Below are 21,815 nucleotides of genomic sequence, written 5' to 3'. Positions count from 1 at the left end.
CATGGCCGGGCTCTGGCTGTTGCGTCACGGTTCTTTGCCGCCCAATCCTGAGCGGCGTTTCGTGGGCGCGCGCGACATCGCCCTGACCGCTGCGGGACGGGAGCAGATACGGCAGGCCGCCCGGGCCCTGCTGAGGGAATGCGGTGCGGCAAACGGACTGCCGCCCTTTGGTGCCGCAGCCACCGGGCAGGGCAGACATGCGCGGACGGCGGTGGCAGAGGCGGCGGAGAGAGGAGCGCTACGGGAAGGGGAGAGCGGCCGGTATGGGCCCTTCCTGCCCCGGCACATCATCTGCTCGGATCTGGGGCGCTGCCGGGAAAGCGCACGGCTGGTGCAGGAAATCTTCCATGCCCGGGGCCATGCCATAGATATTTTTCCCGATGCGGGACTGCGCGAGATCTCGCTGGGACTGTGGGAAGGGCTGACCGTGGCCGAAGTGGAAAGCCGCTGGCCGGGCAGCCATGCGGCACGCGGGGCAGACATGGCGGGCTTTGCGCCGCCGCAGGGAGAGAGCTTCGCCGCCGTACAGGCCCGTGCCGTGGCCTGTGTGGAACGCTGGCAGGCCCGGTATCCTGATGAATGTTTGCTGCTGGTCAGCCACGCGGGCGTGCTGCGTACTTTGTTGTGCCATTGCCTGGCCCTGCCGTTGGCCGAAGTGATGCGCGTCCCCCAGCATTATGCCTGCCGTATCTGGCTGTCGGGACAGGAATTTTAGAGGGGAAGCGCTTCCTCTAGCGGGGTCTTGGGGGCTTCCTTTGCATCTTCCCCAAGACGCTTTGGTCAGGGAAATGGCAGGGGGCGCCTACAAGGTCGGCTTGCCCCTGTGGCCTTCCGGTAACAGAAACGAAGAGACCGAAGGCTGTTGGATGTGGGACTTTGAAAGGCGGACCTCCCAACTGCACGGTCCGGCCGTCGTTGTCGTCGCTGTCGGGAGGGGAATGCCCCGGGTGATGCCGTGCGCGGGGAGGGCGTCCGAGGGAAAAGAGTTTTACGTCTGCGTAACGGGAGAGCGGCACAGGGCGGGCCTGTGACGATGCCCTGGGACAGCGCGCGGGGCCTCCTGAAAGAAGCCCCGGCGTTCCTTCCTAATCCAGGGTCAGGATGACGGACAGGGCCTTGAAGATGACCCAGACGCTGCTGCCCACCGGCGGGATGGGGCTTTCACCGCGTACATGCAGGGCGCAGGCCTGGCTGCCGTCAGGCAGGTTGACCAGGATCTCGGCCAGCATCTCGTCCTGGCGCACGCGTTCCACCGTGCCCCGGAAGCAGTTGCGTGTGGCCACGGGGGGCTTGTCCTGGCCCTGGTCGGGCTCGATGATGATCCAAGGGGCCTTGATGCTGGCGGTGACCAGCATGTCCTTGGAAAGCCCCAGGCTCTTGCAGCTTTCGTCCGTGATCATGGCCGTGACGCGCAGGCCGCCCGCCGTGCACAAGACCACGGTGACGATGATGCCCGAGGCCCGCAAGTGTTCGATGCGGCCGTGGAAGACGTTTCGGGCGCTGGTACGCAGCCCGCTGGTGCGCTGGACATGTTCACGCAGCAGGGTCTGCGCGGCCTTGAGGTTGTAGCGGATGCTGCCGGACTGCTGACGGCGGTTGCGCCCGGCGAACATGTCGGCCACAGGGGCGGGCAGGCCCTGGCGGACCAGCTCGAGGATGCGGGTCTGGCGCAGGCTGCGGGCACTGAGCAGGCCCGCGGGCAGGCCGCAGGCATTGCCGCACTGCTGCAGGCTGCGCCGCACATAGCTGGCATCGCAGTGGAGCAGGGCGCCGCTGGGCGTGAACAGGGCGGGGTCTTCCATCATCTGGCGCAGGCGGCGGCAATGGGTGGCGGGCAGGGGGACCTGCCGGGCATGTTCCCCCTGGATGTGGATGATCCCGGAGCCCCAGTCCATGTGCCCCAGTTCCAGGGCAAGGGCCTCCACCAGGCGCAGACCGCCATAGCGCAAGAGCATGAAGATGCACCACAGGCGGGCATGGGCCCGGCGTGCCCGCATGCTGGTCGATTCGGCGTACTGCTGCCAGTACCAGGATTCGGCGGCCAGCAGTTCCTGATCGCTCAGGCCTTTTTCGTCACGCAGCAGGCTGGCAGTGTCCTGGCGCATGAGCTTCTGCTGCAGCCATTTCCTGTCTTCCGTCTCCAGACTGTGCAGTAAAGTGCTAAGTTTTTCACGTTTTTGCGCGGAAACCATAGAAAACCTCCCTGAAGCTTCCTTAAAATAACTTGTATCATAAGATGTTACAAGTTGTCGCGCTTTTCATATAATCCGTGTCTGCCTTGCCCCGCTCCTGAAGGCGCGTAAAGTGCATCATGACAAGAACATAAAAAAGCCAAGGAGGCTTGTATGTTGTTTGAACGAGTGCTTTCCGCCTGTATCAAAAGCGTGTCCCTGGCCGTGGCCGCCCTTGTCCTCGCCCTCGGTTGCGGGCAGGCCGTGACGGCGTCCGCCGGGGAGATGACCGTTTCCGCGGCGGCCAGCCTGACCAATGCCTTTGCCGAACTCAAGACCGCGTTCGAAAAGTCCCATCAGGGCCTGACCGTGCATACCAATTTTGCCGCCTCCAACCCGCTGCTCAAGCAGATGCAGGAAGGGGCCCCGGTGGACGTGTTCGCCTCCGCCGACCAGGAGACCATGGACAAGGCCCAGAAAGCCCAGCTCATCAAGCCAGAAAGCCGCAAGAATTTCGTCAGCAATACCGTCGTCCTCATCGTGCCCGCCCAGGGCAAGAAGTTCGGCAGCCTTGCCGAGCTCAAGAAGGCCCAGCGCATCGCCGTGGGTTCGCCCGAAAGCGTGCCGGTGGGCCGTTATACGCGTGACGCCCTGAAAAGCGCCGGACTCTGGGAGACCCTCCAGCCCTCCTTCATCTACGGCAACAGCGTGCGGCAGGTCCTGGATTACGTGGCCCGTGGTGAAGTCGATGCCGGCATCGTCTACGCCACCGACGCCAAGCAGCGCGCCGACAAGGTCGATGTCTGCCTGACGCTCACGGGCCATAAGCCTGTCACCTATCCCATTGCCGTAGCCACCACCGGCAGCAATGCTGCCATGGGCCAGGCTTTCGTGGACTTCGCCCTTTCCCCCGAAGGACAGGCGATCCTGGCCCGTTACGGCTTCTCCAAGCCGTAGGATTCTGATGGCGACGGCGTTGCGGGCGCTGTCGTCCTGTTCCCACCGGGCCCGGACATGTCCCGACTCCTGCATGTCCGGGTCCGGCATTTTGCGCTGAATGTCTCCGGTCCGGCGGTATCGACGACGGCCGGAGCCCAGGATGCTTCCCCCTGACGGCGGTCGGGCCTGGTCCCCCGCCGGTATCGTTGCCCGGATACCGCATGGAATACCTTGTCCCTACCGATCTTGCCCGGCCGCTCCTGCTTTCGCTGCGGGTGGCGGGCATCGCGACCGCGCTCTCCTTTCTGGCCGCGCTTTTCGTGGCCTGGCGTCTGGCCCGTCGCCGCGGCCCCCTGCCGGCCCTGCTGGATGCCCTGTGTACGCTGCCCCTTGTCCTGCCGCCCACGGTGCTGGGCTATTACCTGATCCTCGTCGTGGGCCGTAACGGCCTGCTGGGCCCGGCGCTGCAGGATCTTGGCCTGCAGCTCATCTTTTCCTGGCAGGGGGCGGTGGTGGCCGCCACCGTGGTGGTCTTCCCGCTGCTCTACAAATCCGCGCGGGCGGCCCTGGAACAGGTGGACCCGCATTTGGAGAACGCCGCGCGCACTCTGGGGGCCTCGGAGCTGCGCATCCTGCTGACCGTTTCCCTGCCGCTGGCCTGGAAGGGCATCTTTGCCGGGCTCATGCTGGCCTTTGCCCGCGGCATGGGCGAATTCGGCGCGACCCTGATGGTGGCGGGCAACATCCCCGGCAAGACGCAGACCCTGGCCCTGGCCATCTACGATGCCTTCCAGGCGGGCAATGGCGCCCTGGCCACCCTGCTGGTGCTGGTGACGTCCGGGTTGTGCGTGACCCTGCTCATGGCCGCCGAAGTGCTGGTCAAATACAAAAGAAGGCGGCGCAGCGCATGATCTCTCTGGATATAAAAAAATCATTCGACGATCCCGGCAGGGAAGCGCCCTTCCATCTGGGCATCCGTCTGGAGATGCCGGAGGACAGCCGGACCCTCGTTTTGTTCGGCGCTTCCGGTTCGGGCAAGACCCTGACCCTGCATTGCCTTGCCGGTCTGGTCCGGCCCGATGCCGGGCGAATCGTGGTGGACGGGAACATCCTGTATGACAGCGAGCAGGGCATCTGTGTGCCTGCCCGGCGGCGGCGCATCGGCTACATGTTCCAGGATTACGCCCTGTTCCCGCATCTGAGCGTGTTGCATAACGTGGCCTATGCCGGGACGGGCCTGCTGCCCTGGCGCCTGAACGGGGAACAGCGCACCTGGGCCATGGATCTGCTGGAGCGCCTGGGCATCGCTCATCTGGCCCGCCTGTACCCGGGCAACCTCTCCGGCGGGCAGAAGCAGCGTGTGGCGCTGGCACGGGCCCTGGGGACACGGCCGTCGCTCCTTTTGCTGGACGAGCCCTTTTCCGCGCTCGACCCCCTGCTGCGTGAACGCCTGCGCGGCGAGATACAGGAGATCCTTGCCGCATTCGCCATCCCGGCCGTCATCATCAGCCATGACCCGGAAGACGTGGACGCCTTTGCCGGGACCCTGGTCACCTACCACCGGGGACGGGCCCGCATGATCGCGGATTATGCCTCCCTGCGCCGGGAGTACGCGTCGGCGGGCGATTGTTTGCGCCATCTGCAGCAGGAGATGCAGGCAGAGAGCGCCCGGGCCGCAGGGCGGTAGTCCGGGCGGGCCATAAGCAACGGCAGGCTCCCCTACGTTTTTGCGACTTGGGCCCCGGTACTTGAGGTAACGGCCTGCCTGCATAGGAGACTTTTTGCTTGCCGCCATCCAGAAAAGAGGGACAGATCCCTGATGAAAAGCCTCCTTCGGGAGGCTTTTTTGTTGCAGTCCTGCATCCGAAGAGAAGGGAAAGGATGCATGGTTGCGCCATAGGAAGAGGGGAGGAAAGAATTTCTTCAAACCTGTCGCATGTTCTGCCGAAGGTACTGATTTTGCTTGTCATTTGCGAAAGATTTCTTTTGAATAGCCGTGGCGTCAGCCTGTGACGCCGGGGAGAAAAGATGACGGATACGGAACGATCCATACCGGGGACAGGGCCTGCGGCACGCCGCGCCTGGCAGAAGGGGCTGCCGCTGGCGCTCCTGACCCTGTTGTGCATGACCCTTTTTGCCCTCAACTCCATCCTGTGCCGCCTTGCCCTGCTGCATCACGGCATGGATCCGGTCAGTTATACGGCCATCCGCATGACGTCCGGCGCTTTGATGCTCTTTGCCCTGCACAGATGGCGCCAGCGGCGTCACGGACAGGTGCCGGACTGGCGGGGGCAGGGCAGCTGGGGCGCGGCCCTGGCGCTGTTCACCTACATGCTGGCGTTTTCCATCGCCTATGTGAGCATGCCCACCGCGGCCGGGGCCCTGGTCATCGCCGTGGCCGTGCAGACCAGCATGATAGGTTATGGGATCCATGCGGGGCAGCGCCCCAACCTGGGGCAGACGCTGGGGATAGGCCTGGCCATGGCCGGGCTCGTGGTCCTGCTGCTGCCCGGTCTGGAAGCGCCGCCCCTGCCGGCCGCCTGCGTGATGTTCGTGTCCGGCTCCGCCTGGGGGGCCTACAGCCTGTGCGGCCGCAAGTTCCGTCACGCTGCGGAGGCCACCACCGACAACTTCATCCGCTGCGTCCCCCTGGGCCTGGTGCTGATGCTGGCCCTGTGGTGGCGGCTCTCCCTGCCGGTGCAGGGGGTGGCGCTGGCCCTGTGTGCCGGGGCCCTGGCCTCCGCCCTGGGCTATATCCTCTGGTATGCGCTGGTGCCCTGTTACAGTATCGCGGCCGCTGCCGCCGCCCAGCTGAGCGTGCCTGTGATCACGGCCCTGGGGGCGGTGGTCTTCGTGGGCGAGGCCATCACCCTGCGCCTTGTCCTGTGTTCGGCCGCCATCCTCGGCGGCATCTTCATCGTGGCTTTGTGGGGGCAGCGTCATGCTGTGCCCCGGCCTGACGGCAACAGATGCGGACAATCGGCGGATACCGCCCCAAGGAGATGATCATGATGCAAGGACTGGAACTTTCCCGGCGCTATTTCGAGGCCTGCCTGCCCCTGTTGCAGGAACAGGTGGGCGACATCCTGCCCCTGTGCGCCGTGGGCCTGGCAGGGGAGGGCTCGGAATGCCTGGGCTTCGACGATGCCACGTCCCGGGATCACGACTGGGGGCCGGGCTTCTGTATCTGGCTTTCGCGGGAAGACCTGGCCCGGCACAGGCAGCGGCTGGAAGACGTCCTGCGCCTGCTGCCCGGGACCTTCGAGGGTTTTCCCTGTCGCATGACGCCGGAGCGGCGCATGGGGCGGACAGGACCCATGGCCATGGAAGATTTTTACGCCCGCTTCACCGGCCGGGACACGCCGCCTTCCGACTGGCGTCACTGGCTGGGCATGCAGGAATGGGGACTGGCCACCTGCACCAATGGCGAAGTTTTTTTCGACGGGCCCGGTCGCTTCAGTGCCTGGCGCACGACCCTGCTGGACTATTTTCCCCGTGACCTGTATCTGAAAAAAATGGCCACGCGCTGCATGCAGATGGCACAGGCGGGCCAGTACAACCTGCCGCGCTGTCTTGAACGCGGGGACAGCATCGGCGCCATGCTGGCCCTGGGGCGCTTCAGCGAGGCGGCCCTTTCCCTGGCCTGCCTGCTGAACCGGCGGTATCTGCCGTTCTACAAATGGGCCTGGCGCACCGTGCAGGGCCTGCCCCGCCTGGGGGCCGATATGTGTACTGCCCTGCAACAGGCCGCAGCGGCCCCTTTGACGACCGAAGAAGGCGGGCAGAAAGCCGTGGCGGCCGTGGAAGACATCTGCGCTCTTGTGGCGGCGGAGCTACGGCGTCAGGGACTGAGCGATGAGCAGGACAGCTGGCTGTGGCTGCACGGGCCGATAGTGATGCGGCAGGTGCGCACGGTGGAGATCCTGCGCATGGACCTGCTGCGGGATTAGCGGGCAGGACACAGCCGGAACAGCGGGCATACGGTTGCGACCGGCTGCCCGTTTTGGCAACATGGGGCCAGCATGGCCGGACGTCTGCGCATACAGCCCGGCAGAAGAGATCTTTTCAGGAGTACGAACATGGATGCGAAAAGCTGGATCCAGGAGATCCGTGCCGCCGGCAAGCTGATGGCTGCCGGGGACCTTGCCGGTGCCGAAAACCGGTATCGCCAATTGCTGGACAAGGGGACGGACAATCCTCTGCACAAGGCTCTGGCTCTGGACGGGCTGGGGCGTGCCGTCTTCGAGCAGGGCCGTCAGGCCGAAGCCATCGAAGCCATCGAGGCGGCCGTGAGCCTGCTGCGTGAGCGGCAGGGCGTGCAGGATCCCGCCACCTGTGGCGCTCTGCAGAATCTGGGACGTCTGTACCTTGCTGCCGGACAGGTGGAAAAGAGCATCGCCGTGAGCCGCGAAGCCGTGGACGGCCTGCGTGCCGGTTTTGGGGAAGATCATCCGCTGGTGGCCGGAGCCATGATGCGCCTTTCGGCCTGCCTGTACATGCAGCGGGATCTGGATGGCGCCGAGGCGCTGCTGCTCAAGGCCCGGGACGTGTTCGAGAAGCAGAGCGGCGACGAGTCCCGCATGGATGTCTCCACCTGCCTGAACAATCTGGGACGCATCCATGAAGAGCGCGGCGATCTGGAACAGGGCATCGCCCTGCACCGCCAGGCCGTGGCCATCCGCAAGGAGCTGCTGGGCGACCATACGGAAACGGCCTTCTCCCTGGGCAACCTCGGCGTGGCCCTGGCAACGGCCGGTCAGTGGCAGGAAGCCGTGGATACCCTGCAGGAAGCCCTGGACTGCTATGCCCGTGCCGGACATACCACCGGACCGGACATCGAAGGCTACCGCAAGAATCTTGAGATCTGCCGCCACGCCCTGAAGATGGTGGCTCCGGGGACGACGCCCCAGGTCAGCGACGACTAGCCGTCCACATCTTTTTGAGGACGACATGAAACGGCAACGGGGAAATGCCTCATGGCATTTCCCCGTTTTTTGTACAGGAAGGAAAGCTGTCGTAATGGGCCGATGTTTGCGCCTGACGGACAGCAGGCGATGGCACGAAGATACAGACAGTGCTCCCGGCGCGGCAGGGCGGAGATCGCCTGACAGCTCCGGAGCCTCGGCGGAATTTGTCCGGCAGGGGCAGGTGCCTCAGCGGCGGCGCAGGGCAAAGGCCAGCACGAGGATGACCAGGGCCAGGCCGCCGGCAGCCACGGGCAGGGCCTCCATGGCGTCCAGACTGTCGCCATACTGCTGCCGGACCAGGGCGGCCCCGGCAAAGATGACACCGGCAAGGATGGCCTTGAGACCCACACCGCGCCATTGCCTCTGGCGCAGGGCCGTCCGGCTCCGGTACAGGCTGTCGCCGTGGCGCGCTTCATAGGCGGCCAGATCGAGGCCGCGGCGGGCCAGCTCCGCATCGAAAAGCTCGCGGGCCTGTTCGGTCAGCTTGTGGCGTTCCAGCGTGCACAGGCTTTCGTCATCCAGTTCCGCGTAGCGCTGTTGCAGCAAAGTCTTTTTTTCGTCGTTCGTCATGGCTGTACGGGAAGGGTCGGTGCCGGGGCCTGCGGGGAGACCATTTCCGGCAGGAAGGTAATGCGCGGCAGGCCCCGTCCTTCCAGCGCACCGCGGACGCGCTGTTCAAACAGCTCCCTGCCCATGACCGGACCGTCCTCCTGGCCGTCGAGCGTGACATGGGCTTCCAGCAGGGCCGGGCCGTAACTGTCCGGGGCCGTCTGGTAGCCGCTGGCCGTGGTGACGCTCAGCGGCGCGTGCATGAAATCGAGGCTCTGCATGAAGACCCGGAAGCGTACTTCACTGGCGTTGTCGGGGCCTTCCCACAATTCCATGGCCAGGACGGTGCCGGGCGGCAGGGCATTGGGCGGGAAACCCGACGCCTGCCAGTCGATGCCCAGCAGCGAGCCGATGGCCGCCAGGTTGTTGTCGTTGCCCACAAAGACGGCGCACCGGGCCTCGTTGAGACGCGGGTCGGCATGCTGGCTGTAAAGGGCAAGGGCCATATCCCGCAGCAGGGGGCCGCCGTAGATGCCGGCGACCAGCGGCGTGCGGTGCAGGGCATTGAAAATCTCGCTGCGGATGGGCAGGAGCTTGCGCAGGGCCGCGGCATTGGCCTGGCCCCAGGCGGCATCCTGCTGCGGCCACTGGGCGTATTCCTGCACCAGCAGGTCCACCAGGGTCGATCCCAGACCAAGGCCGCCCCGTATCTCCACACGGCGGCCCATGTCCATAATGGAGATGGAGGGGAGCATGTCGGACAGGCGGCAGCCGCCGGGCAGGTTGATGCTGTTGCAGGCTTCGGAGGACAGGGGGCCCGTGAGCTGGTCCAGCAGGGACATGGGCTCGCCCAGGCTTTCCCAGAACTGGGAAAAGTCCCCGTTGATGTGGTCCAGGACGGCCAGGGCCGTCTCGGCCGGGTCGAAGATGGCAAGACCGGCCTGTACAGGCTCAAAGAGAGGATCGGGATCCAGGTTCACCACGGCATAGGAAGGCAGCGTGCCCGGCGTCAGGCCCCGCAACAGGGCCTCGGCACTGCCGCGGCTGCGCGGGGTGTTGTCCGCACGCACGAAGACCCGGGATTCGGTCTTTTGCGCCGGCAGCAGGCCCGCCTCAAGATACAGAGCACGCAGGGAGGCCCACTGGGCCGTCAGCAGCCCGGCGCCGCGCGGCGAGAGCTGGCCGGGCCCCACAGGCCATTGCGGCCAGGCTTTGCCGGTGATCCGGGGCAGCTGGTTATCGTCGGCCGGTGCCGCGACACCATGACGTGTCAGCATGACGACCTTGCTGAGGTGATACGCGGATGGGGCAGCAGACACCGGACAGGGTATCAGGCCCAGGAGCAGGGCGAGCAATCCGGCGAGGCATGTCCAGGTTCGCATGAGGATCTCCTTTCTTGGTGGAAGCATAAGCGTAAACGATGCCGGGGGCAATGTCTTGCGCAGATATGCCCGCAACCCTTCTGCGCGCGGATGTGACGTTCATGTTACAGGCGTTCGGGCATGGACAAAGCGGCCCGGCGCTGCTAGATTTCTGCTTTCCACCTGTAGAGGAACACGGCCTGAGGACAGGCCGACAGCCGCCGGGCGGCGCAGGCGGAGAGAGTTTCAGCAACGACCCGAAAGGGTGGAGCATGGCATGAGCAGACTGACCAATCGAGATTTTTTGAAGGAAACGGACTTTACTTCCGAAGACCTGATCTACTTGCTGGATCTGGCCGCCGCACTGAAAAAAGCCAAGCAGGAAAAGCGCGAGCCCAAGTTCCTGCTGGACAAGAATATCGTGCTATTGTTTGAAAAGGATTCCACCCGGACCCGTTGCTCTTTTGAAGTGGCGGCCCATGACCAGGGTGCCCACACCACCTATCTGGGCCCCTCCGGTTCCCAGATCGGCAAAAAGGAATCCATGGCCGATACGGCCCGTGTGCTGTCCGGTTTCTATGACGGCATCGAATACCGCGGCTTTGGCCAGAGCATCGTGGAAGAGCTGGCCCGTTTTGCCAGCGTGCCGGTGTGGAACGGCCTGACCAACGAATGGCACCCCACCCAGATCCTGGCGGACTTTTTGACCATGCGCGAGCATTGCGACAAGCCCTACAAGGACCAGACCATGGCCTACATCGGCGATGCCCGCTACAATATGGGCAACTCCCTGATGATCGCCTCGGCCATGCTGGGCCTGGACTTCCGCAGCGTGGCGCCCCGGGCCCTGTGGACCTCCGACGAGATCTACGAACAGGCCTGCGCCATCGCCGAGCGGACCGGGGCCCGCATCACCCGTACGGAAGATGTGGACAGCGGCGTCAAGGGCTGCGACTTCCTGTATTCCGACGTCTGGGTCTCCATGGGCGAGCCGGAAGATGTCTGGCAGGAACGCATCAACCTGCTGACCCCCTACCGCATCGACAGCGAGATGATGCGCAAGACCGGCAATGAGCGCTGCGCTTTCCTGCATTGCCTGCCCAGCTTCCACAACCGTGACACCATCATCGGTGAAAAGATGTACCAGCGCTTTGGCCTGGAATGCATGGAAGTGAGCGATGAAGTCTTCGAATCGCCCAACAGCCTCGTGTTTGCCGAAGCCGCCAACCGCATGCACACCATCAAGGCCGTCATGGTGGCCACGCTGGCCGACGTGCCGGACGATTTCGTGAAGCAGGGCAGCCTGTAGGCCGCACCGCAGCGGCCCGAAGCCTTCCCGCCGTCATGTGAAAGCCCCTCTTTTCCGGGGGCGCAGGGCTGGCGGCCCGGCTAGGGGCCGAACAACGACCTTATGCACAAAAAGAGCGTGTATCCTGTCATGGATGCACGCTCTTTTATTTTTATGCGGCAACGACTGTTCCGTCATCCTGCGGGAGGAGCGCCGGCTCCTGCGGACGCAGGCCCGCAGGGTCGCAGCGCTGCCTCATCCCGCGCCCCCTCACTTTCCCGAAAACCATTTTGCCGGGTAGACCACGCCGTCCTTATGCTGTTTGCCCTGCCCCCAGGGGCATCTGGCTGCCGGGCCGGGATCTGGGCGGGGTCCCCGCATAGTGCCCCTCATCCGCACCGGGGGACGGGAAGGCGGGGCTGTCCTGTGCGCGACATCAGCGTCACAGGGATCATGCAGCGTTTTTTGAAGGGTGAGGGGGAAAGGGGGACTTTTTGCCGCTGGAAAAAGTCCCCCTCTCCCCTTGAAAATATGGATCGAAACTTCTGCGGCTAGCGGTATTCGCGACCGGACCAGAGTACGCGGCCGATGACGCGGAACTGTTCGGCGCAGTCGCCGCTCAGGTCGAGGGTCACGGGAGGATAGGCAGGGTTGGTGCTGTGCAGGACGATCTGGCCGGGCAGCAGGTCGATGCGCTTGATGTAGATGGCATCCTCGAAGCCGATGGCGTAGAGGCGGCCGGAGACGATCTCGGTCTGGCCCTGATCCAGCAGGACGAGGTCGTTGTCCTGTATCTCGGGCACCATGCTGTCGCCCGAGACGCGCATCAGCACCATGCGGCGGGGATTGCCCTTGCGGTGCAAAAAGTCGCTGCGGAAGGCATAGCCGCCTTCCTGTTCGCTGCTGACTTCCAGACTGCCGGAACCGGCGGACAGGCGGGCCACCACCAGGGGCACGGTTATCATGTCCACATCGTCGTCCACGTCTTCCAGCATGAGGCAGGCGGGCATGGCACCGGACTCCACCAGCGGGAGGCGCATGGGGCCACGGCCGAAGAAGAGCCAGTCGGCATTGCAGCCTGTTTCCGCGGCGCAGATGCGGACCCACTCGTCCGGGACCTGGCCTTTGGCCAGCGCCTGTTCCACATCCGTCACGGGCAGACCCAGGGCCCGGGCCAGTTCAACAGCGGTGTCCGCTTCCAGCGCCTGCATGAGGCGTTGCACGATTGTCGGATCGGAACGGGAATCGGTCATGGATGGTCTCCTCGGCACAGTATGGAAAACGCCATCATGCTAGCAGCAGGGCAGGGGGAAGGCAAGCAGCGGCAAGGCCCGGCGGGCAGAAACGACGGCACGGAAGGGGCGCCGGCCTGAGCGAACGGGGAGGGATACGGGCAGGCTTTCGTGCAGACCGTGGTCCCCGGCTGCAGGCATCGGCATACCGGAAAAGGGATAGGCCCGGTACGGAGGCCGGACGCCGGGCAAGAAAAAAGCCCCGCCGGAGCGGGGCTTGAAGACGATGTGCCGTATTAGGCAAGCAGTCCCTTGGAAGCCAGAACGTTCTTGAGGCGTTCCAGATGTTCGTCGGTCAGCGGGCAGAGCGGCAGGCGCATCTCGTCGGTCATGCGGCCCATGAGAGCCAGGGCGGTCTTGACCGGGATGGGGTTGCTTTCCATGAACATGGCCTGATGCAGGACGAAGAGGTCATGATGGATGCCCATGGCGGTGGAGATATCGCCCTTGGCAAAAGCATTGTACATGGCAGCCACCTTGCCGGGGACGATATTGGAGGTCACGGAGATGACGCCGCTGCCGCCGATGGACATGAGGGGCAGAGCGGTGAAGTCGTCACCGGAAAGCAGGCTGAAGCCCTTGGGGCACTGTTCCATGATCAGGCTGCACTGGCTCATGTCGCCGGTGGCTTCTTTCACGCCCACGATATTGGGGAACTCATGAGCCAGACGGCTGAGCGTGGCAGGCAGCAGGTTGGTGCCGGTACGGCCGGGAACGTTGTAGGGGACCAGAGGCATGTCGACGGCTTCGGCGATGGCCTTGAAGTGACGGTACAGACCTTCCTGGGTGGGCTTGTTGTAATAGGGGGTGATCAGCAGCGCACCGTCGGCCCCGGCTTTCTGGGCAAAGCGGGTCAGGCGGATGGCTTCGATGGTATTGTTGGAACCGGCACCGGCCAGGACGGGCACACGCCCCTTGACCTGGTCGATACAGATCTCGATGACACGTTCATGCTCTTCGTGGGAGAGCGTGGCCGATTCGCCGGTGGTGCCGCAAGGCACAAGGCCGTGGATTCCCTCACTGATCTGGAATTCAATGAATTCGCGATAGGCGGCTTCATCAACGGCGCCGTTTTTGAACGGCGTGACGAGGGCGGTCAGGGCACCGAAAAATTGCATGGTCCACTCCTTGGAACTGAGCTAAATGGGACTGCGGTTACTGGTTGATATATTCCTTGAGCTCCTTCCCGGCACGGAAGAAGGGCAGGCGTTTGGGCACGACGGAGACGCTTTCGCCGGTTTTGGGATTACGTCCGGCATAGCCGCTGTATTCCTTGATCTTGAAGCTCCCGAATCCCCTGATCTCGATACGGTCGCCAGCGATGAGCGAATCCTTCATCGCATCAATGAAAGTGTTCACCACCAAGGACGCATCATCGAACGGAAGATTGCTTTCTTCTGCCAGGGCCTTGATGAGTTCGCTCTTGTTCATCGTTCCTCCTCGTCGGTGAAAGGAGAGCGTTGGTAAAAAGGATGCCAGTCGTTATGATAAGGAATCCTATCCTTTTTACCGGACGAGGTAAAGTTGCAGGGCGGAAAATGGCAGGGAAATATGCCCGGAAAAGTGCGGGACATGCCTGTTTTGCGGGGCAGACGCACCTTTCCGGGCCATGAAGACGCTATCAGCGCTGCTGTTCGTGCCTGTAGAGCAGGTAGTCGTGCTGGAACTGGTCGATCTGACCATCCAGGACGGCTTCCACGTCGCCGCATTCGCTGTTGGTCCGGTGGTCCTTGACCAGACGGTACGGCTGGAGGGTGTAGGTGCGGATCTGGCTGCCGAAGGCGATGGCGTCCTTGCCCGCATACTGGGCGGCGCGCTCGGCTTCGCGTTTTTGCAGCTCAAGGTTGTACAGACGGGCCTTGAGGATGCACAGGGCCGCTTCCTTGTTGTGGTGCTGGGACTTCTCGTTCTGGCACTGGGCCGAGATGCCCGTGGGGATGTGGGTCACGCGCACGGCGGAGCTGGTGGTGTTCACGCTCTGGCCGCCGGGGCCGCTGGAGCGGAAGGTATCGAAGCGCAAATCCGTTTCCTTGATGTCCAGCTGGATGTCGTCGCCCACGTCGGGCATGACGTCCACGGAGGCGAAGGAGGTGTGGCGGCGGCCGGAAGCATCGAAGGGCGAGATGCGGATCAGGCGGTGGATGCCGCGTTCGCTCTTCAGGAAACCGAAGGCGTGCGGGCCCGAGATGCGCAGGGTCACGCTCTTGATGCCGGCTTCATCACCGGGAAGATAGTCCAGCTCCTCCACGGTGAAGTGGCGCCGGGCAGCCCAGCGGGTGTACATGCGCAGCAGCATCTCCGCCCAGTCCTGGGATTCGGTGCCGCCCGCACCGGGGTGGATCTCCAGGATGGCATCCTGGTTGTCCTCCTCGCCGGAGAGCAGCATGACCAGTTCCGTCTCGTCCAGCAGGGCATCCAGGCTGTCCTGCTGTTTCGCCAGGGATTCCAGGGCCTCGTCCTCGCCGCTTTCCACAGCCAGTTCCAGCCATTCGTGCATGTCGTCATGGCAGGTCTTGAGGGCATTGAGGCGGGAGACCTCATCCTCCAGCTGGCGCTTTTCGCGCAGCAGGGGGGTCAGGGCTTCGGGATTGTCCCAGGCATTGGGGCGGGAAAGTTCCGTTTCGATGGCGGCAAGACGCTGTTCGCTGGCCGCGACGTCAAAGACGCCCCCAAAGGTTGTCGAAACGCTGGTCGAGGGGCTGGCAACGGGCACGAAGATCACTGAGTTGCAACATGAGAACTATCGAGGGGTTGAAGGTGAGGGGCGACGCGTGCCCCAGAAAATGCTGAGCCAGAGCAGTCCGGCGGCCAGCGGCAGCCAGAGCCCGAGCTTGTGATAGATGGTGGCCCCCTGTTGCAGGCGCACACGCCCCCAGAGGGTATTTTCTTCGAACTGGCCCCCGCGGACGGTAACGCGGCCGCGGGCGTCGATGATGGCGGAGATGCCGGTATTGGTGCCCCGCAGCAGCCAGCGCCCCTGTTCCACGGCGCGCAGGGAGGCGAGGTACAGATGCTGGAGCGCCGCCGGCGAGCGGCCGAACCAGCCGTCGTTGCTGATGTCCACCAGCACGTTGGCGCCGTGCTCCACGCGGGCCTGCGCCAGCCAGGGGAAGACGGCCTCGTAGCAGATGAGCATGCCCAGGCGGAGGTCTTCGTGCACCAGGGGCGTGGCGGAGCGGCCGGGGGTGTAGACGCCCACTTCCTGGAGCAGGTCGGCAAGGAAGTTCCAGTTGAGCCACTCCGGCACATATTCGCCGAAGGGCACGAGATGTTCCTTGTCATAATGGCCCGCCGTGTTGCCCGAGGGATCGAGGAGCAGGGCACGGTTGAAGACCTGCATGTTGCCTGCCGCATCATACTGGAAGCCGGGCACGCCGGTCAGCAGGGGGCTCTGGGACTGGCGGGCCAGATTACGCACCAGTGCGGACAGGATGCCGTTGTTGTCGAAATTGAAGGGCAGGGCCGTTTCGGGCCAGACGATAAGGGGCTTTTCGCCGGGATGGCGCGCCAGCTCCGCCTGTGTCAGGCGCAGATAGGTCTCCACCGTGCGGCGCTGGTAGGCCGGCACCCACTTCTGGTTCTGGTCGATGTTGCCTTCGGCAAAGAGGACGGCCACGCTGTCCTCGCCGCGGGGATCGTCCTCCAGCGGCGTGGTGTGCAGGCGCCAGGCACCGTAGCTCAGCAGCAGGGCGGCCAGCAGCAGCCCGGTGCACACGCAGGCAGGCCGGCGCCAGTGCCGCAGGCTAAGGATCACCGTGACCCACAGGCCGGCCAGCAGATAGGCGCCCGTCACGTCGGCGGCCTGTATCCACAGGGGCCAGGCCGCCAGGGCGCCGCCCAGGGGCAGCCAGGGAAAGCCCGCCACCAGCGCGTAGACGTATTCCAGAAAATACCAGGCAAGACCCAGCACCCAGGCTTGTGCCAGCGGGCCGCGCCCGCGCAGGGCATGGGCCAGCAGGCTGAACAGGCCGCCGGCGCTGGCCAGGCAGGTGGCCACCAGCACGGCGCAGACCGCCGCCAGGGCCATGGGCAGGTTGCCCACGGTGGCCATGGGGATGGTCAGCCAGTAGAGCACGGCCGCCATGCCCACGATGGAGCTCAGCCAGCCGCGACGCAGGGCCGCGCCCGCCGAGGGCGCCGAGCTGCCCAGCAGGGCCAGGCACAGGGGCAGCAGCAGGGCCAGCGGCGGCAGGGAGATCCAGCCGTTGGGGAACGCAAGCCACAACGCCGCGGCCCCCGCCAGGCCGAGGCCCAGGGGGGAGGAACGCAACCAGGCGTCACGCATCTCAGTCTTCCGTTTCAGAGGCGTCGGGCGTGTTTTCCCGGGCCGGTTCCATGCGCAGGTGGCGGATGAGCTTCTTGTCCGCATCCAGCACTTCGAAGCGCCAGCCGCGCAGGATGAAGACCTCGCCGGGGGCGGGCACATGGCCGGCTTCCATGCTCAGGTAGCCGCCGATGGTGTCCACTTCGTCGGAGCTGAGGTCCACGCCCAGTTCTTCAAGATCTTCCAGCAGGGCACGGCCCGTGAGTTCATAGACATGGGCCCCCAGGGGACGGATGTCTTCCTCGCGGGGAGCGTCGTGTTCGTCCTCGATGTCGCCCACGATCTCTTCCAGCAGGTCTTCGATGGTGATCAGGCCCGAGGTACCGCCGTATTCATCCAGCGCGATGGCGATGTGCTGCTTGCTGGCGCGGAATTCCTGCAGGAGGTTGCGGATGGGCTTGGTCTCGGGCACGAAGAACGGTTCGCGCATGATGGCACTGGCGGGCTGGTCAGCCATCTTGGGGTCCAGCAGGCAGCTCAGGATATCCTTGGCGTGGAGCATGCCGACCATGTTGTCCCGGGTGTCGCGGAAGACAGGGATGCGGGAATGGCCCGACTCCACGATGACCCTGGCCACTTCGGGCAGGAGCATGTCTTCGGGGACACAGTCGATGTCGGTGCGGGGCGTCATGGTGTCCTGCACCTGCAGGTCGTTGAAGCGCAGGATGCCCAGGAGCATGGACTCCTCGTCGGGCTCCACTTCGCCGTCGGCGCGGGCTTCGATGATGGCTTTTTCCAGGGATTCATCGTCTTCGCGTCCGAAAAAGCGGGTCAGACGCGACCAGATGGTGCCATTGCTACTATGACAGTCGGAACCACCGTCCAAAACAGCCTCCTAGAAGGGCTTTGCCTGCGCGCCGCACCGGCGCCGGGCAAAGGCATGTCGCCGTGCCGGGGCACGGGCTGGGGTGAGGGGGACGCCGCCGGGAACGCAGCCCACGCAGGCTGCGGGATGTGCAGCCTTGTCGTGGAGGCGTCCGGGCGGACGCAGGAGCGGATGCCGCGTCCGGGGCAGGAAAACGCGGTCTGCCGCCGTGTGTACGGCGTGGCCCTGAGCACACGCCTACAAAAGGCACCCGTCCTCTCAGGATAACGGGGAACATTCCCCAACGTCAACAGCGCATCCTTCTTTTGTCAGGCGAAGATGCGCGGCACAAAAAGGGGACCCGCGGCTGGGCCGCAGGTCCCGGAAAAGGCATCAGAGGGACTGCCGCTTGCCGCGTAGCAGGCCCAGCTTGTGCAGGTGGATCTCCAGACAGCCCACGGCCGCCGGGGTCACGCCGGAGATGCGCCCGGCCTGGCCGAGGTTGCGGGGCCGCACGCGGTCCAGCTTTTCCTCCACCTCGCGGGAAAGGCCCGCCACCTGCCGGTAATCCAGATCGGCGGGCAGCTCCACGGATTCCAGACGCGCGGCACGGGCGATGAGCTCGCGCTGGCGCTCCAGATAGCCCGCGTATTTGACGTCCACCTGGACGGTCTCCAGATCGCGCAGGTCGCGATCGGCCAGGGCTTCGGCCAGCGGAGCCGAGATGCGGGCCAGACGCTCCAGATCCATGTCGGGACGGCGCAGGGCCTCTTCCAGCGTCCGGCCGCGCAGCGCGGTACGCAGTTCCGTCTCTTCGGGCGTTGCCGGAGCGGTCTGCGCCGCTTCGTCGCCGTCGGTCAGCTGGACGCGCACCTGCTGCAGCAGGCGGCGCACCGCATGGCCGTGTTCCATCTTGTCGTTAAAGAGGCGCCACTGTTCTTCGCCCACCAGACCGATCTTGCGGCCCAGCGGGGTCAGGCGTACGTCGGCATTGTCCTCGCGCAGCAGCAGACGATGCTCCGCCCGCGAGGTGAACATGCGGTAGGGCTCCTCGGTGCCGGAGGTGACCAGGTCGTCCACCAGCACGGCCATGTACGAGGAGTCGCGTCCAGGCACGAAGGGATCGAGCTCCTTCTCCCGGCAGGCGATGTTCAGGGCCGCCCACAGCCCCTGGGCCGCGGCCTCTTCATAACCGGAGGTGCCGTTGATCTGGCCCGCCAGCCACAGACCGGGCAGGGCCTTGGTCTCCAGCGTGCCGTGCAGCTGCACCGGGTTGGCATAGTCGTATTCGATGGCATAGCCGGGACGCACCATGACGGCATGCTCCAGACCGGGGATGGCGTGGATCATGGCCTGCTGCACGTCCAGCGGCAGGCTGGTGGAGATGCCGTTGGCATAGACCTCCGGGCTGTCCAGGCCTTCGGGCTCCAGGAAGATCTGGTGCCGTTCGCGCTCGGGGAAGCGCGCCACCTTGTCCTCGATGGAGGGGCAGTAGCGGGCGCCCGTGCCCTGGATGACCCCGGTGAACAGGGGAGAGCGGTCGAAGCCGGAACGGATGGCCGCATGGGCGGCCTCGTTGGTCCAGGTGATGTGGCAGGGCACCTGCGGCAGCACCGGGCCGGGACCTCGGAAGCTGAAGCGCGGCGGCGGAGTATCGCCGGGCTGTTCCTCCAGTTTGGAAAAATCGATGGACGCCCGCAGCAGGCGCGGCGTGGTGCCGGTCTTGAGACGGCCCAGCGTGAGGCCCAGACGACGCAGGCTGTCGGAAAGGCCCGTGGCCGGGGCATCACCCAGACGGCCGCCGGGCAGATGCGTGAGGCCGATGTGGATGAGGCCGGCCAGGAACGTGCCGGTGGTGAGCAGCACATGCCGGGCATGGAAGGTCAGGCCCTGGGCCGTGCGCACGCCGGCGGCATGGCCGTTCTCTTCCAGCACCTCGGTCACGGAGTCCTGCCAGATGCGCAGGCCGGGCGTGGAGAACAGGGTCTTCTTGAGGACCTTCTGATAGGCCTCGCGGTCGATCTGGGCGCGCGTGGCGCGCACGGCCGGGCCCTTGCTCATGTTGAGGGTGCGGAACTGGATGCCCCCGGCATCGGCCCACAGGCCCATCATGCCGCCAAGGGCGTCGATCTCGCGCACCATGTGGCCCTTGGCCAGGCCGCCGATGGCAGGGTTGCAGGACAGATAGCCCAGACGGTCCACATTGCCGGAGATCAGCAGCACGCTCAGGCCCAGACGGGCCAGGGCCACGGCGGCCTCGGAACCGGCATGGCCGCCGCCTGTCACGATACAGTCAAAACGGTTCTCAGCGCTGCATGAGCACATGGGCAAACACCTGGGCGTCCTTGAGGGTGGCGGTGATGGAAGAATGTTCGTCGGGCTGGTGGCAGGTGCTGTCGATGCAGCTCCACACGGCGGCGGGCAGGCCCTGCTGGCGCAGCAGGGCGGCCACGGTGGCGCCGCCGATGCCCACGGGACGGGCCTCCACCTGATAGATGTCCGTGACGGCACGGCGCAGGGCCGCGACCACGGGGCTGTCCGCAGCCGTTTCCGAGGCGCGCTGGCAGTGCTCGATGGCCACGTCGATGCGCACGCCGTGATGTTCGGCCACGGCCGTCAGGCGACGGCGGGCGGCGTCCAGCACATGTTCGGGTTCCACGCCGGGCAGCAGACGGCAGTCCACGTAAAAAGTGTCATGTCCGGGCAGGATGTTGACGCTGGGCACGTTGGCATCGTGGCGGCTGGGCACGAAGGTGGAGCAGGCCGGGTCGAACAGGGCGTCGCGGCGGGGGAAATCCTTGTGCAGCTCCATGCAGGCCAGCACGGCGGCGGCCCCGGCCACGAAGGCGTTGCGGCCCTTGTGGGGCGTGGAGGCATGGCACTGCACGCCGCTGACGTCGACCTTGAGCCAGCACAGGCACTTTTCGGCCACCTCGATGTCCGCGCCCGTGGGGGAACCGGAGTCCGGCACGATGTAGAAATCGTCAGCACGCAGGAAACGTTGCTCTTCGGGGAGAGCCGCGTGGCGCTCCAGCACATGGGCCAGGCCGTAGTCGTTGCCGCATTCCTCGTCGGCCATGAACAGCAGGCCCAGGCTGAGTCCGGGGGTGATGTCGCAGGCATGCAGGGCTTCGGCCAGCAGCAGCATGCTCACCAGGCCCTGCTGGTTGTCCTCCACACCGCGTCCGACGAGCATGTCGCCCTGCCGGACCACCTGCCAGGGATCGGAATGCCACAGGGCCGGGTCACCGGGCGGCACCACGTCCATGTGGGCAAAAAGCCAGAGCGTCCGGGAGGAACGGCCGGGGATGCGGGCCACCACGTTGGGGCGCAGCCCGGAGGGCACGCGCGGATCGGCGGCATCCAGACGGCGGATGTCGCTCACCCCGCAGGCGCGCAGGCAGTCTTCGATATACAGGGCCTTGGCCAGCTCGCCCTCGCCGCCGTTTTCCGGGCCCAGGGCACGGAAGGCGGTCAGGTCGCCCTGAAGGGTCGCCACACGGTCCTGACGCTGATCCAGCCAGCGCAGGAGGGGGGACAGGGCGCTGTCCTGCGAACTTGTGTTCATGCTGTTTTTCCTTGAAGCCGCCCGGGCCTGGAGGCCCCTGCGGACAAATGACAAAAGGGAGGCTGTCGCGACAGCCTCCCCTGTGCAATGTGCCAGAAAATTGCAATCGGTGCGGGATGTTCGCGCCGGGCGCGTCCCGCATGCCGCGTATGGTCTAGCGACCCTTGGCGGCGCGCTTGGACGCCTTCAGGGGGTTGACCTTGGCAGCGGCGGCGACCTGCACCTTCACATGGGTAGCGAAGTTGCAGCGGCCACCGGACCACTTGCTGGCGGGGCTGGCGTAGCTGGAGCAGAAGTTTTCGCCTTCAAACTCGCGAATGCGATCACAGCCTTCGCACTTGTCAATGATGGGGGAAACCACAAAACCGTTCACAACCACGCCTTCGGCGGTTTTCACGGCATTAAGCAGAGCAGCCATAACGATACCTCCATGCGCCGAAGCGCTTTCGTTTCAGTCTGAATGGGGCACTATAGACCAAAAAACAATGGTGTCAAGTCCCCCCGTGCAAGGGAACCCCGCCCGGGCGGCTTTTCCGCTGCCGCAAGGGCCC

Annotated in this window: 20 protein-coding genes; 8 read left to right on the top strand and 12 right to left on the bottom strand. The window is 65.1% G+C overall.

Annotated elements, in window-relative coordinates; translation table 11 throughout:
• Position 1 precedes the first annotated feature (1 nt).
• On the top strand, positions 2-715 hold the full coding sequence (locus ACQRCJ_RS05410) for a histidine phosphatase family protein (RefSeq protein WP_303933839.1): 714 nt from the start codon (positions 2-4) through the stop codon (positions 713-715).
• A 370-nt stretch (positions 716-1,085) separates the two neighbouring features.
• Here ACQRCJ_RS05410 and ACQRCJ_RS05405 read toward each other — a convergent pair whose 3' ends face one another.
• Entirely contained in the window at positions 1,086-2,192 is a 1,107-nt protein-coding gene (locus ACQRCJ_RS05405; RefSeq protein WP_168934863.1) for a TOBE domain-containing protein, read from the bottom strand.
• 153 nt (positions 2,193-2,345) lie between these two features.
• On the opposite strand from ACQRCJ_RS05405, the gene modA reads away from it, so the two are divergent.
• The 6 genes from modA (at position 2,346) to ACQRCJ_RS05375 (ending at position 8,035) form a co-directional block, all read left to right on the top strand.
• Positions 2,346-3,128: a molybdate ABC transporter substrate-binding protein gene (modA, locus tag ACQRCJ_RS05400; RefSeq protein ID WP_204625302.1), complete on the top strand. Its 783-nt coding sequence runs from the start codon at positions 2,346-2,348 to the stop codon at positions 3,126-3,128.
• A gap of 203 nt (positions 3,129-3,331) precedes the next feature.
• Positions 3,332-4,021, top strand: a complete 690-nt coding sequence (modB, locus tag ACQRCJ_RS05395) for a molybdate ABC transporter permease subunit (RefSeq protein ID WP_427799451.1) — start codon at positions 3,332-3,334, stop codon at positions 4,019-4,021.
• The gene (locus ACQRCJ_RS05390; protein ID WP_302261792.1) at positions 4,018-4,797 is read left to right on the top strand and encodes an ATP-binding cassette domain-containing protein; all 780 of its coding nucleotides are present in this window, start codon (positions 4,018-4,020) and stop codon (positions 4,795-4,797) included. Before modB ends, ACQRCJ_RS05390 begins: the two co-directional genes overlap by 4 nt.
• Before the next feature lie 341 nt (positions 4,798-5,138).
• Positions 5,139-6,116 carry a DMT family transporter gene (locus ACQRCJ_RS05385; RefSeq protein ID WP_427799450.1) on the top strand — a complete coding sequence of 326 codons (978 nt, stop codon included), beginning with the start codon at positions 5,139-5,141 and terminating at the stop codon, positions 6,114-6,116.
• 2 nt (positions 6,117-6,118) lie between these two features.
• The gene (locus ACQRCJ_RS05380) at positions 6,119-7,060 is read left to right on the top strand and encodes a DUF4037 domain-containing protein (RefSeq protein WP_427799449.1); all 942 of its coding nucleotides are present in this window, start codon (positions 6,119-6,121) and stop codon (positions 7,058-7,060) included.
• A gap of 129 nt (positions 7,061-7,189) precedes the next feature.
• The gene (locus ACQRCJ_RS05375) at positions 7,190-8,035 is read left to right on the top strand and encodes a tetratricopeptide repeat protein (protein ID WP_300705588.1); all 846 of its coding nucleotides are present in this window, start codon (positions 7,190-7,192) and stop codon (positions 8,033-8,035) included.
• Positions 8,036-8,263: 228 nt separating this feature from the next.
• Here the strand turns inward: ACQRCJ_RS05375 and ACQRCJ_RS05370 are convergent, their stop codons facing one another.
• Together ACQRCJ_RS05370 and ACQRCJ_RS05365 are read right to left on the bottom strand one after the other, a co-directional pair.
• Positions 8,264-8,647 (bottom strand): hypothetical protein, encoded by a 384-nt coding sequence (locus ACQRCJ_RS05370; RefSeq protein ID WP_427799448.1) that lies wholly within the window; start codon positions 8,645-8,647, stop codon positions 8,264-8,266.
• Positions 8,644-10,008 carry a histidine-type phosphatase gene (locus tag ACQRCJ_RS05365; RefSeq protein WP_304014702.1) on the bottom strand — a complete coding sequence of 455 codons (1,365 nt, stop codon included), beginning with the start codon at positions 10,006-10,008 and terminating at the stop codon, positions 8,644-8,646. The genes ACQRCJ_RS05370 and ACQRCJ_RS05365 overlap by 4 nt, the downstream gene beginning before the upstream one ends.
• A gap of 256 nt (positions 10,009-10,264) precedes the next feature.
• Here ACQRCJ_RS05365 and argF point away from each other — a divergent pair, with 256 nt between their 5' ends.
• On the top strand, positions 10,265-11,296 hold the full coding sequence (gene argF, locus ACQRCJ_RS05360; protein ID WP_204625295.1) for an ornithine carbamoyltransferase: 1,032 nt from the start codon (positions 10,265-10,267) through the stop codon (positions 11,294-11,296).
• 530 nt (positions 11,297-11,826) lie between these two features.
• Here the strand turns inward: argF and ACQRCJ_RS05355 are convergent.
• The 9 genes from ACQRCJ_RS05355 to ACQRCJ_RS05315 form a co-directional block, all read right to left on the bottom strand.
• Positions 11,827-12,528 carry a LexA family transcriptional regulator gene (locus ACQRCJ_RS05355; RefSeq protein ID WP_278338622.1) on the bottom strand — a complete coding sequence of 234 codons (702 nt, stop codon included), beginning with the start codon at positions 12,526-12,528 and terminating at the stop codon, positions 11,827-11,829.
• Between the two features lie 275 nt (positions 12,529-12,803).
• Positions 12,804-13,685, bottom strand: coding sequence for a 4-hydroxy-tetrahydrodipicolinate synthase (gene dapA / locus ACQRCJ_RS05350; protein WP_303876403.1), 882 nt, complete (start codon positions 13,683-13,685; stop codon positions 12,804-12,806).
• A 37-nt stretch (positions 13,686-13,722) separates the two neighbouring features.
• On the bottom strand, positions 13,723-13,998 hold the full coding sequence (locus ACQRCJ_RS05345; protein WP_006004403.1) for an HU family DNA-binding protein: 276 nt from the start codon (positions 13,996-13,998) through the stop codon (positions 13,723-13,725).
• A gap of 190 nt (positions 13,999-14,188) precedes the next feature.
• A protein-coding gene (gene prfB / locus ACQRCJ_RS05340) for a peptide chain release factor 2 (protein WP_204625293.1) occupies positions 14,189-15,302 on the bottom strand; the annotation gives its coding sequence in 2 pieces (ribosomal slippage) (positions 14,189-15,226 and positions 15,228-15,302; 1,113 coding nt in all).
• Between the two features lie 5 nt (positions 15,303-15,307).
• Positions 15,308-16,852: an apolipoprotein N-acyltransferase gene (gene lnt / locus ACQRCJ_RS05335; RefSeq protein ID WP_427799447.1), complete on the bottom strand. Its 1,545-nt coding sequence runs from the start codon at positions 16,850-16,852 to the stop codon at positions 15,308-15,310.
• Position 16,853: 1 nt separating this feature from the next.
• Positions 16,854-17,717, bottom strand: a complete 864-nt coding sequence (locus tag ACQRCJ_RS05330) for a hemolysin family protein (RefSeq protein WP_168934875.1) — start codon at positions 17,715-17,717, stop codon at positions 16,854-16,856.
• A gap of 372 nt (positions 17,718-18,089) precedes the next feature.
• Positions 18,090-20,021, bottom strand: coding sequence for a tRNA uridine-5-carboxymethylaminomethyl(34) synthesis enzyme MnmG (gene mnmG, locus ACQRCJ_RS05325; RefSeq protein ID WP_302261780.1), 1,932 nt, complete (start codon positions 20,019-20,021; stop codon positions 18,090-18,092).
• A complete protein-coding gene (locus tag ACQRCJ_RS05320) occupies positions 20,002-21,264 on the bottom strand; it encodes a M20 family metallo-hydrolase (protein WP_303995565.1) in 1,263 nt (420 codons plus the stop codon). The genes mnmG and ACQRCJ_RS05320 overlap by 20 nt, the downstream gene beginning before the upstream one ends.
• Positions 21,265-21,418: 154 nt before the next feature.
• Complete coding sequence (locus ACQRCJ_RS05315) at positions 21,419-21,682, bottom strand: PxxKW family cysteine-rich protein (RefSeq protein WP_006004419.1); 264 nt, start codon at positions 21,680-21,682, stop codon at positions 21,419-21,421.
• Positions 21,683-21,815: the final 133 nt, after the last annotated feature.

This window comes from Desulfovibrio sp. SGI.102 (genome assembly GCF_050314315.1).
GTDB lineage: Bacteria > Desulfobacterota > Desulfovibrionia > Desulfovibrionales > Desulfovibrionaceae > Desulfovibrio.
This window is presented reverse-complemented; position numbering and strand designations above follow the sequence as displayed.

Excerpts from the sequence above, each read along its gene's own strand:
- ACQRCJ_RS05320 (WP_303995565.1), bottom strand. The coding sequence starts at position 21,264 with ATGAACACAAGTTCGCAGGACAGCGCCCTGTCCCCCCTCCTGCGCTGG.
- dapA (WP_303876403.1), bottom strand. The coding sequence starts at position 13,685 with ATGCAATTTTTCGGTGCCCTGACCGCCCTCGTCACGCCGTTCAAAAAC.
- lnt (WP_427799447.1), bottom strand. The coding sequence starts at position 16,852 with ATGCGTGACGCCTGGTTGCGTTCCTCCCCCCTGGGCCTCGGCCTGGCG.
- ACQRCJ_RS05390 (WP_302261792.1), top strand. The coding sequence starts at position 4,018 with ATGATCTCTCTGGATATAAAAAAATCATTCGACGATCCCGGCAGGGAA.
- ACQRCJ_RS05315 (WP_006004419.1), bottom strand. The coding sequence starts at position 21,682 with ATGGCTGCTCTGCTTAATGCCGTGAAAACCGCCGAAGGCGTGGTTGTG.
- ACQRCJ_RS05365 (WP_304014702.1), bottom strand. The coding sequence starts at position 10,008 with ATGCGAACCTGGACATGCCTCGCCGGATTGCTCGCCCTGCTCCTGGGC.
- ACQRCJ_RS05370 (WP_427799448.1), bottom strand. The coding sequence starts at position 8,647 with ATGACGAACGACGAAAAAAAGACTTTGCTGCAACAGCGCTACGCGGAA.
- modA (WP_204625302.1), top strand. The coding sequence starts at position 2,346 with ATGTTGTTTGAACGAGTGCTTTCCGCCTGTATCAAAAGCGTGTCCCTG.
- ACQRCJ_RS05375 (WP_300705588.1), top strand. The coding sequence starts at position 7,190 with ATGGATGCGAAAAGCTGGATCCAGGAGATCCGTGCCGCCGGCAAGCTG.
- ACQRCJ_RS05405 (WP_168934863.1), bottom strand. The coding sequence starts at position 2,192 with ATGGTTTCCGCGCAAAAACGTGAAAAACTTAGCACTTTACTGCACAGT.
- modB (WP_427799451.1), top strand. The coding sequence starts at position 3,332 with ATGGAATACCTTGTCCCTACCGATCTTGCCCGGCCGCTCCTGCTTTCG.
- mnmG (WP_302261780.1), bottom strand. The coding sequence starts at position 20,021 with ATGTGCTCATGCAGCGCTGAGAACCGTTTTGACTGTATCGTGACAGGC.
- ACQRCJ_RS05380 (WP_427799449.1), top strand. The coding sequence starts at position 6,119 with ATGATGCAAGGACTGGAACTTTCCCGGCGCTATTTCGAGGCCTGCCTG.
- argF (WP_204625295.1), top strand. The coding sequence starts at position 10,265 with ATGAGCAGACTGACCAATCGAGATTTTTTGAAGGAAACGGACTTTACT.
- ACQRCJ_RS05345 (WP_006004403.1), bottom strand. The coding sequence starts at position 13,998 with ATGAACAAGAGCGAACTCATCAAGGCCCTGGCAGAAGAAAGCAATCTT.
- ACQRCJ_RS05355 (WP_278338622.1), bottom strand. The coding sequence starts at position 12,528 with ATGACCGATTCCCGTTCCGATCCGACAATCGTGCAACGCCTCATGCAG.
- ACQRCJ_RS05410 (WP_303933839.1), top strand. The coding sequence starts at position 2 with ATGGCCGGGCTCTGGCTGTTGCGTCACGGTTCTTTGCCGCCCAATCCT.
- ACQRCJ_RS05385 (WP_427799450.1), top strand. The coding sequence starts at position 5,139 with ATGACGGATACGGAACGATCCATACCGGGGACAGGGCCTGCGGCACGC.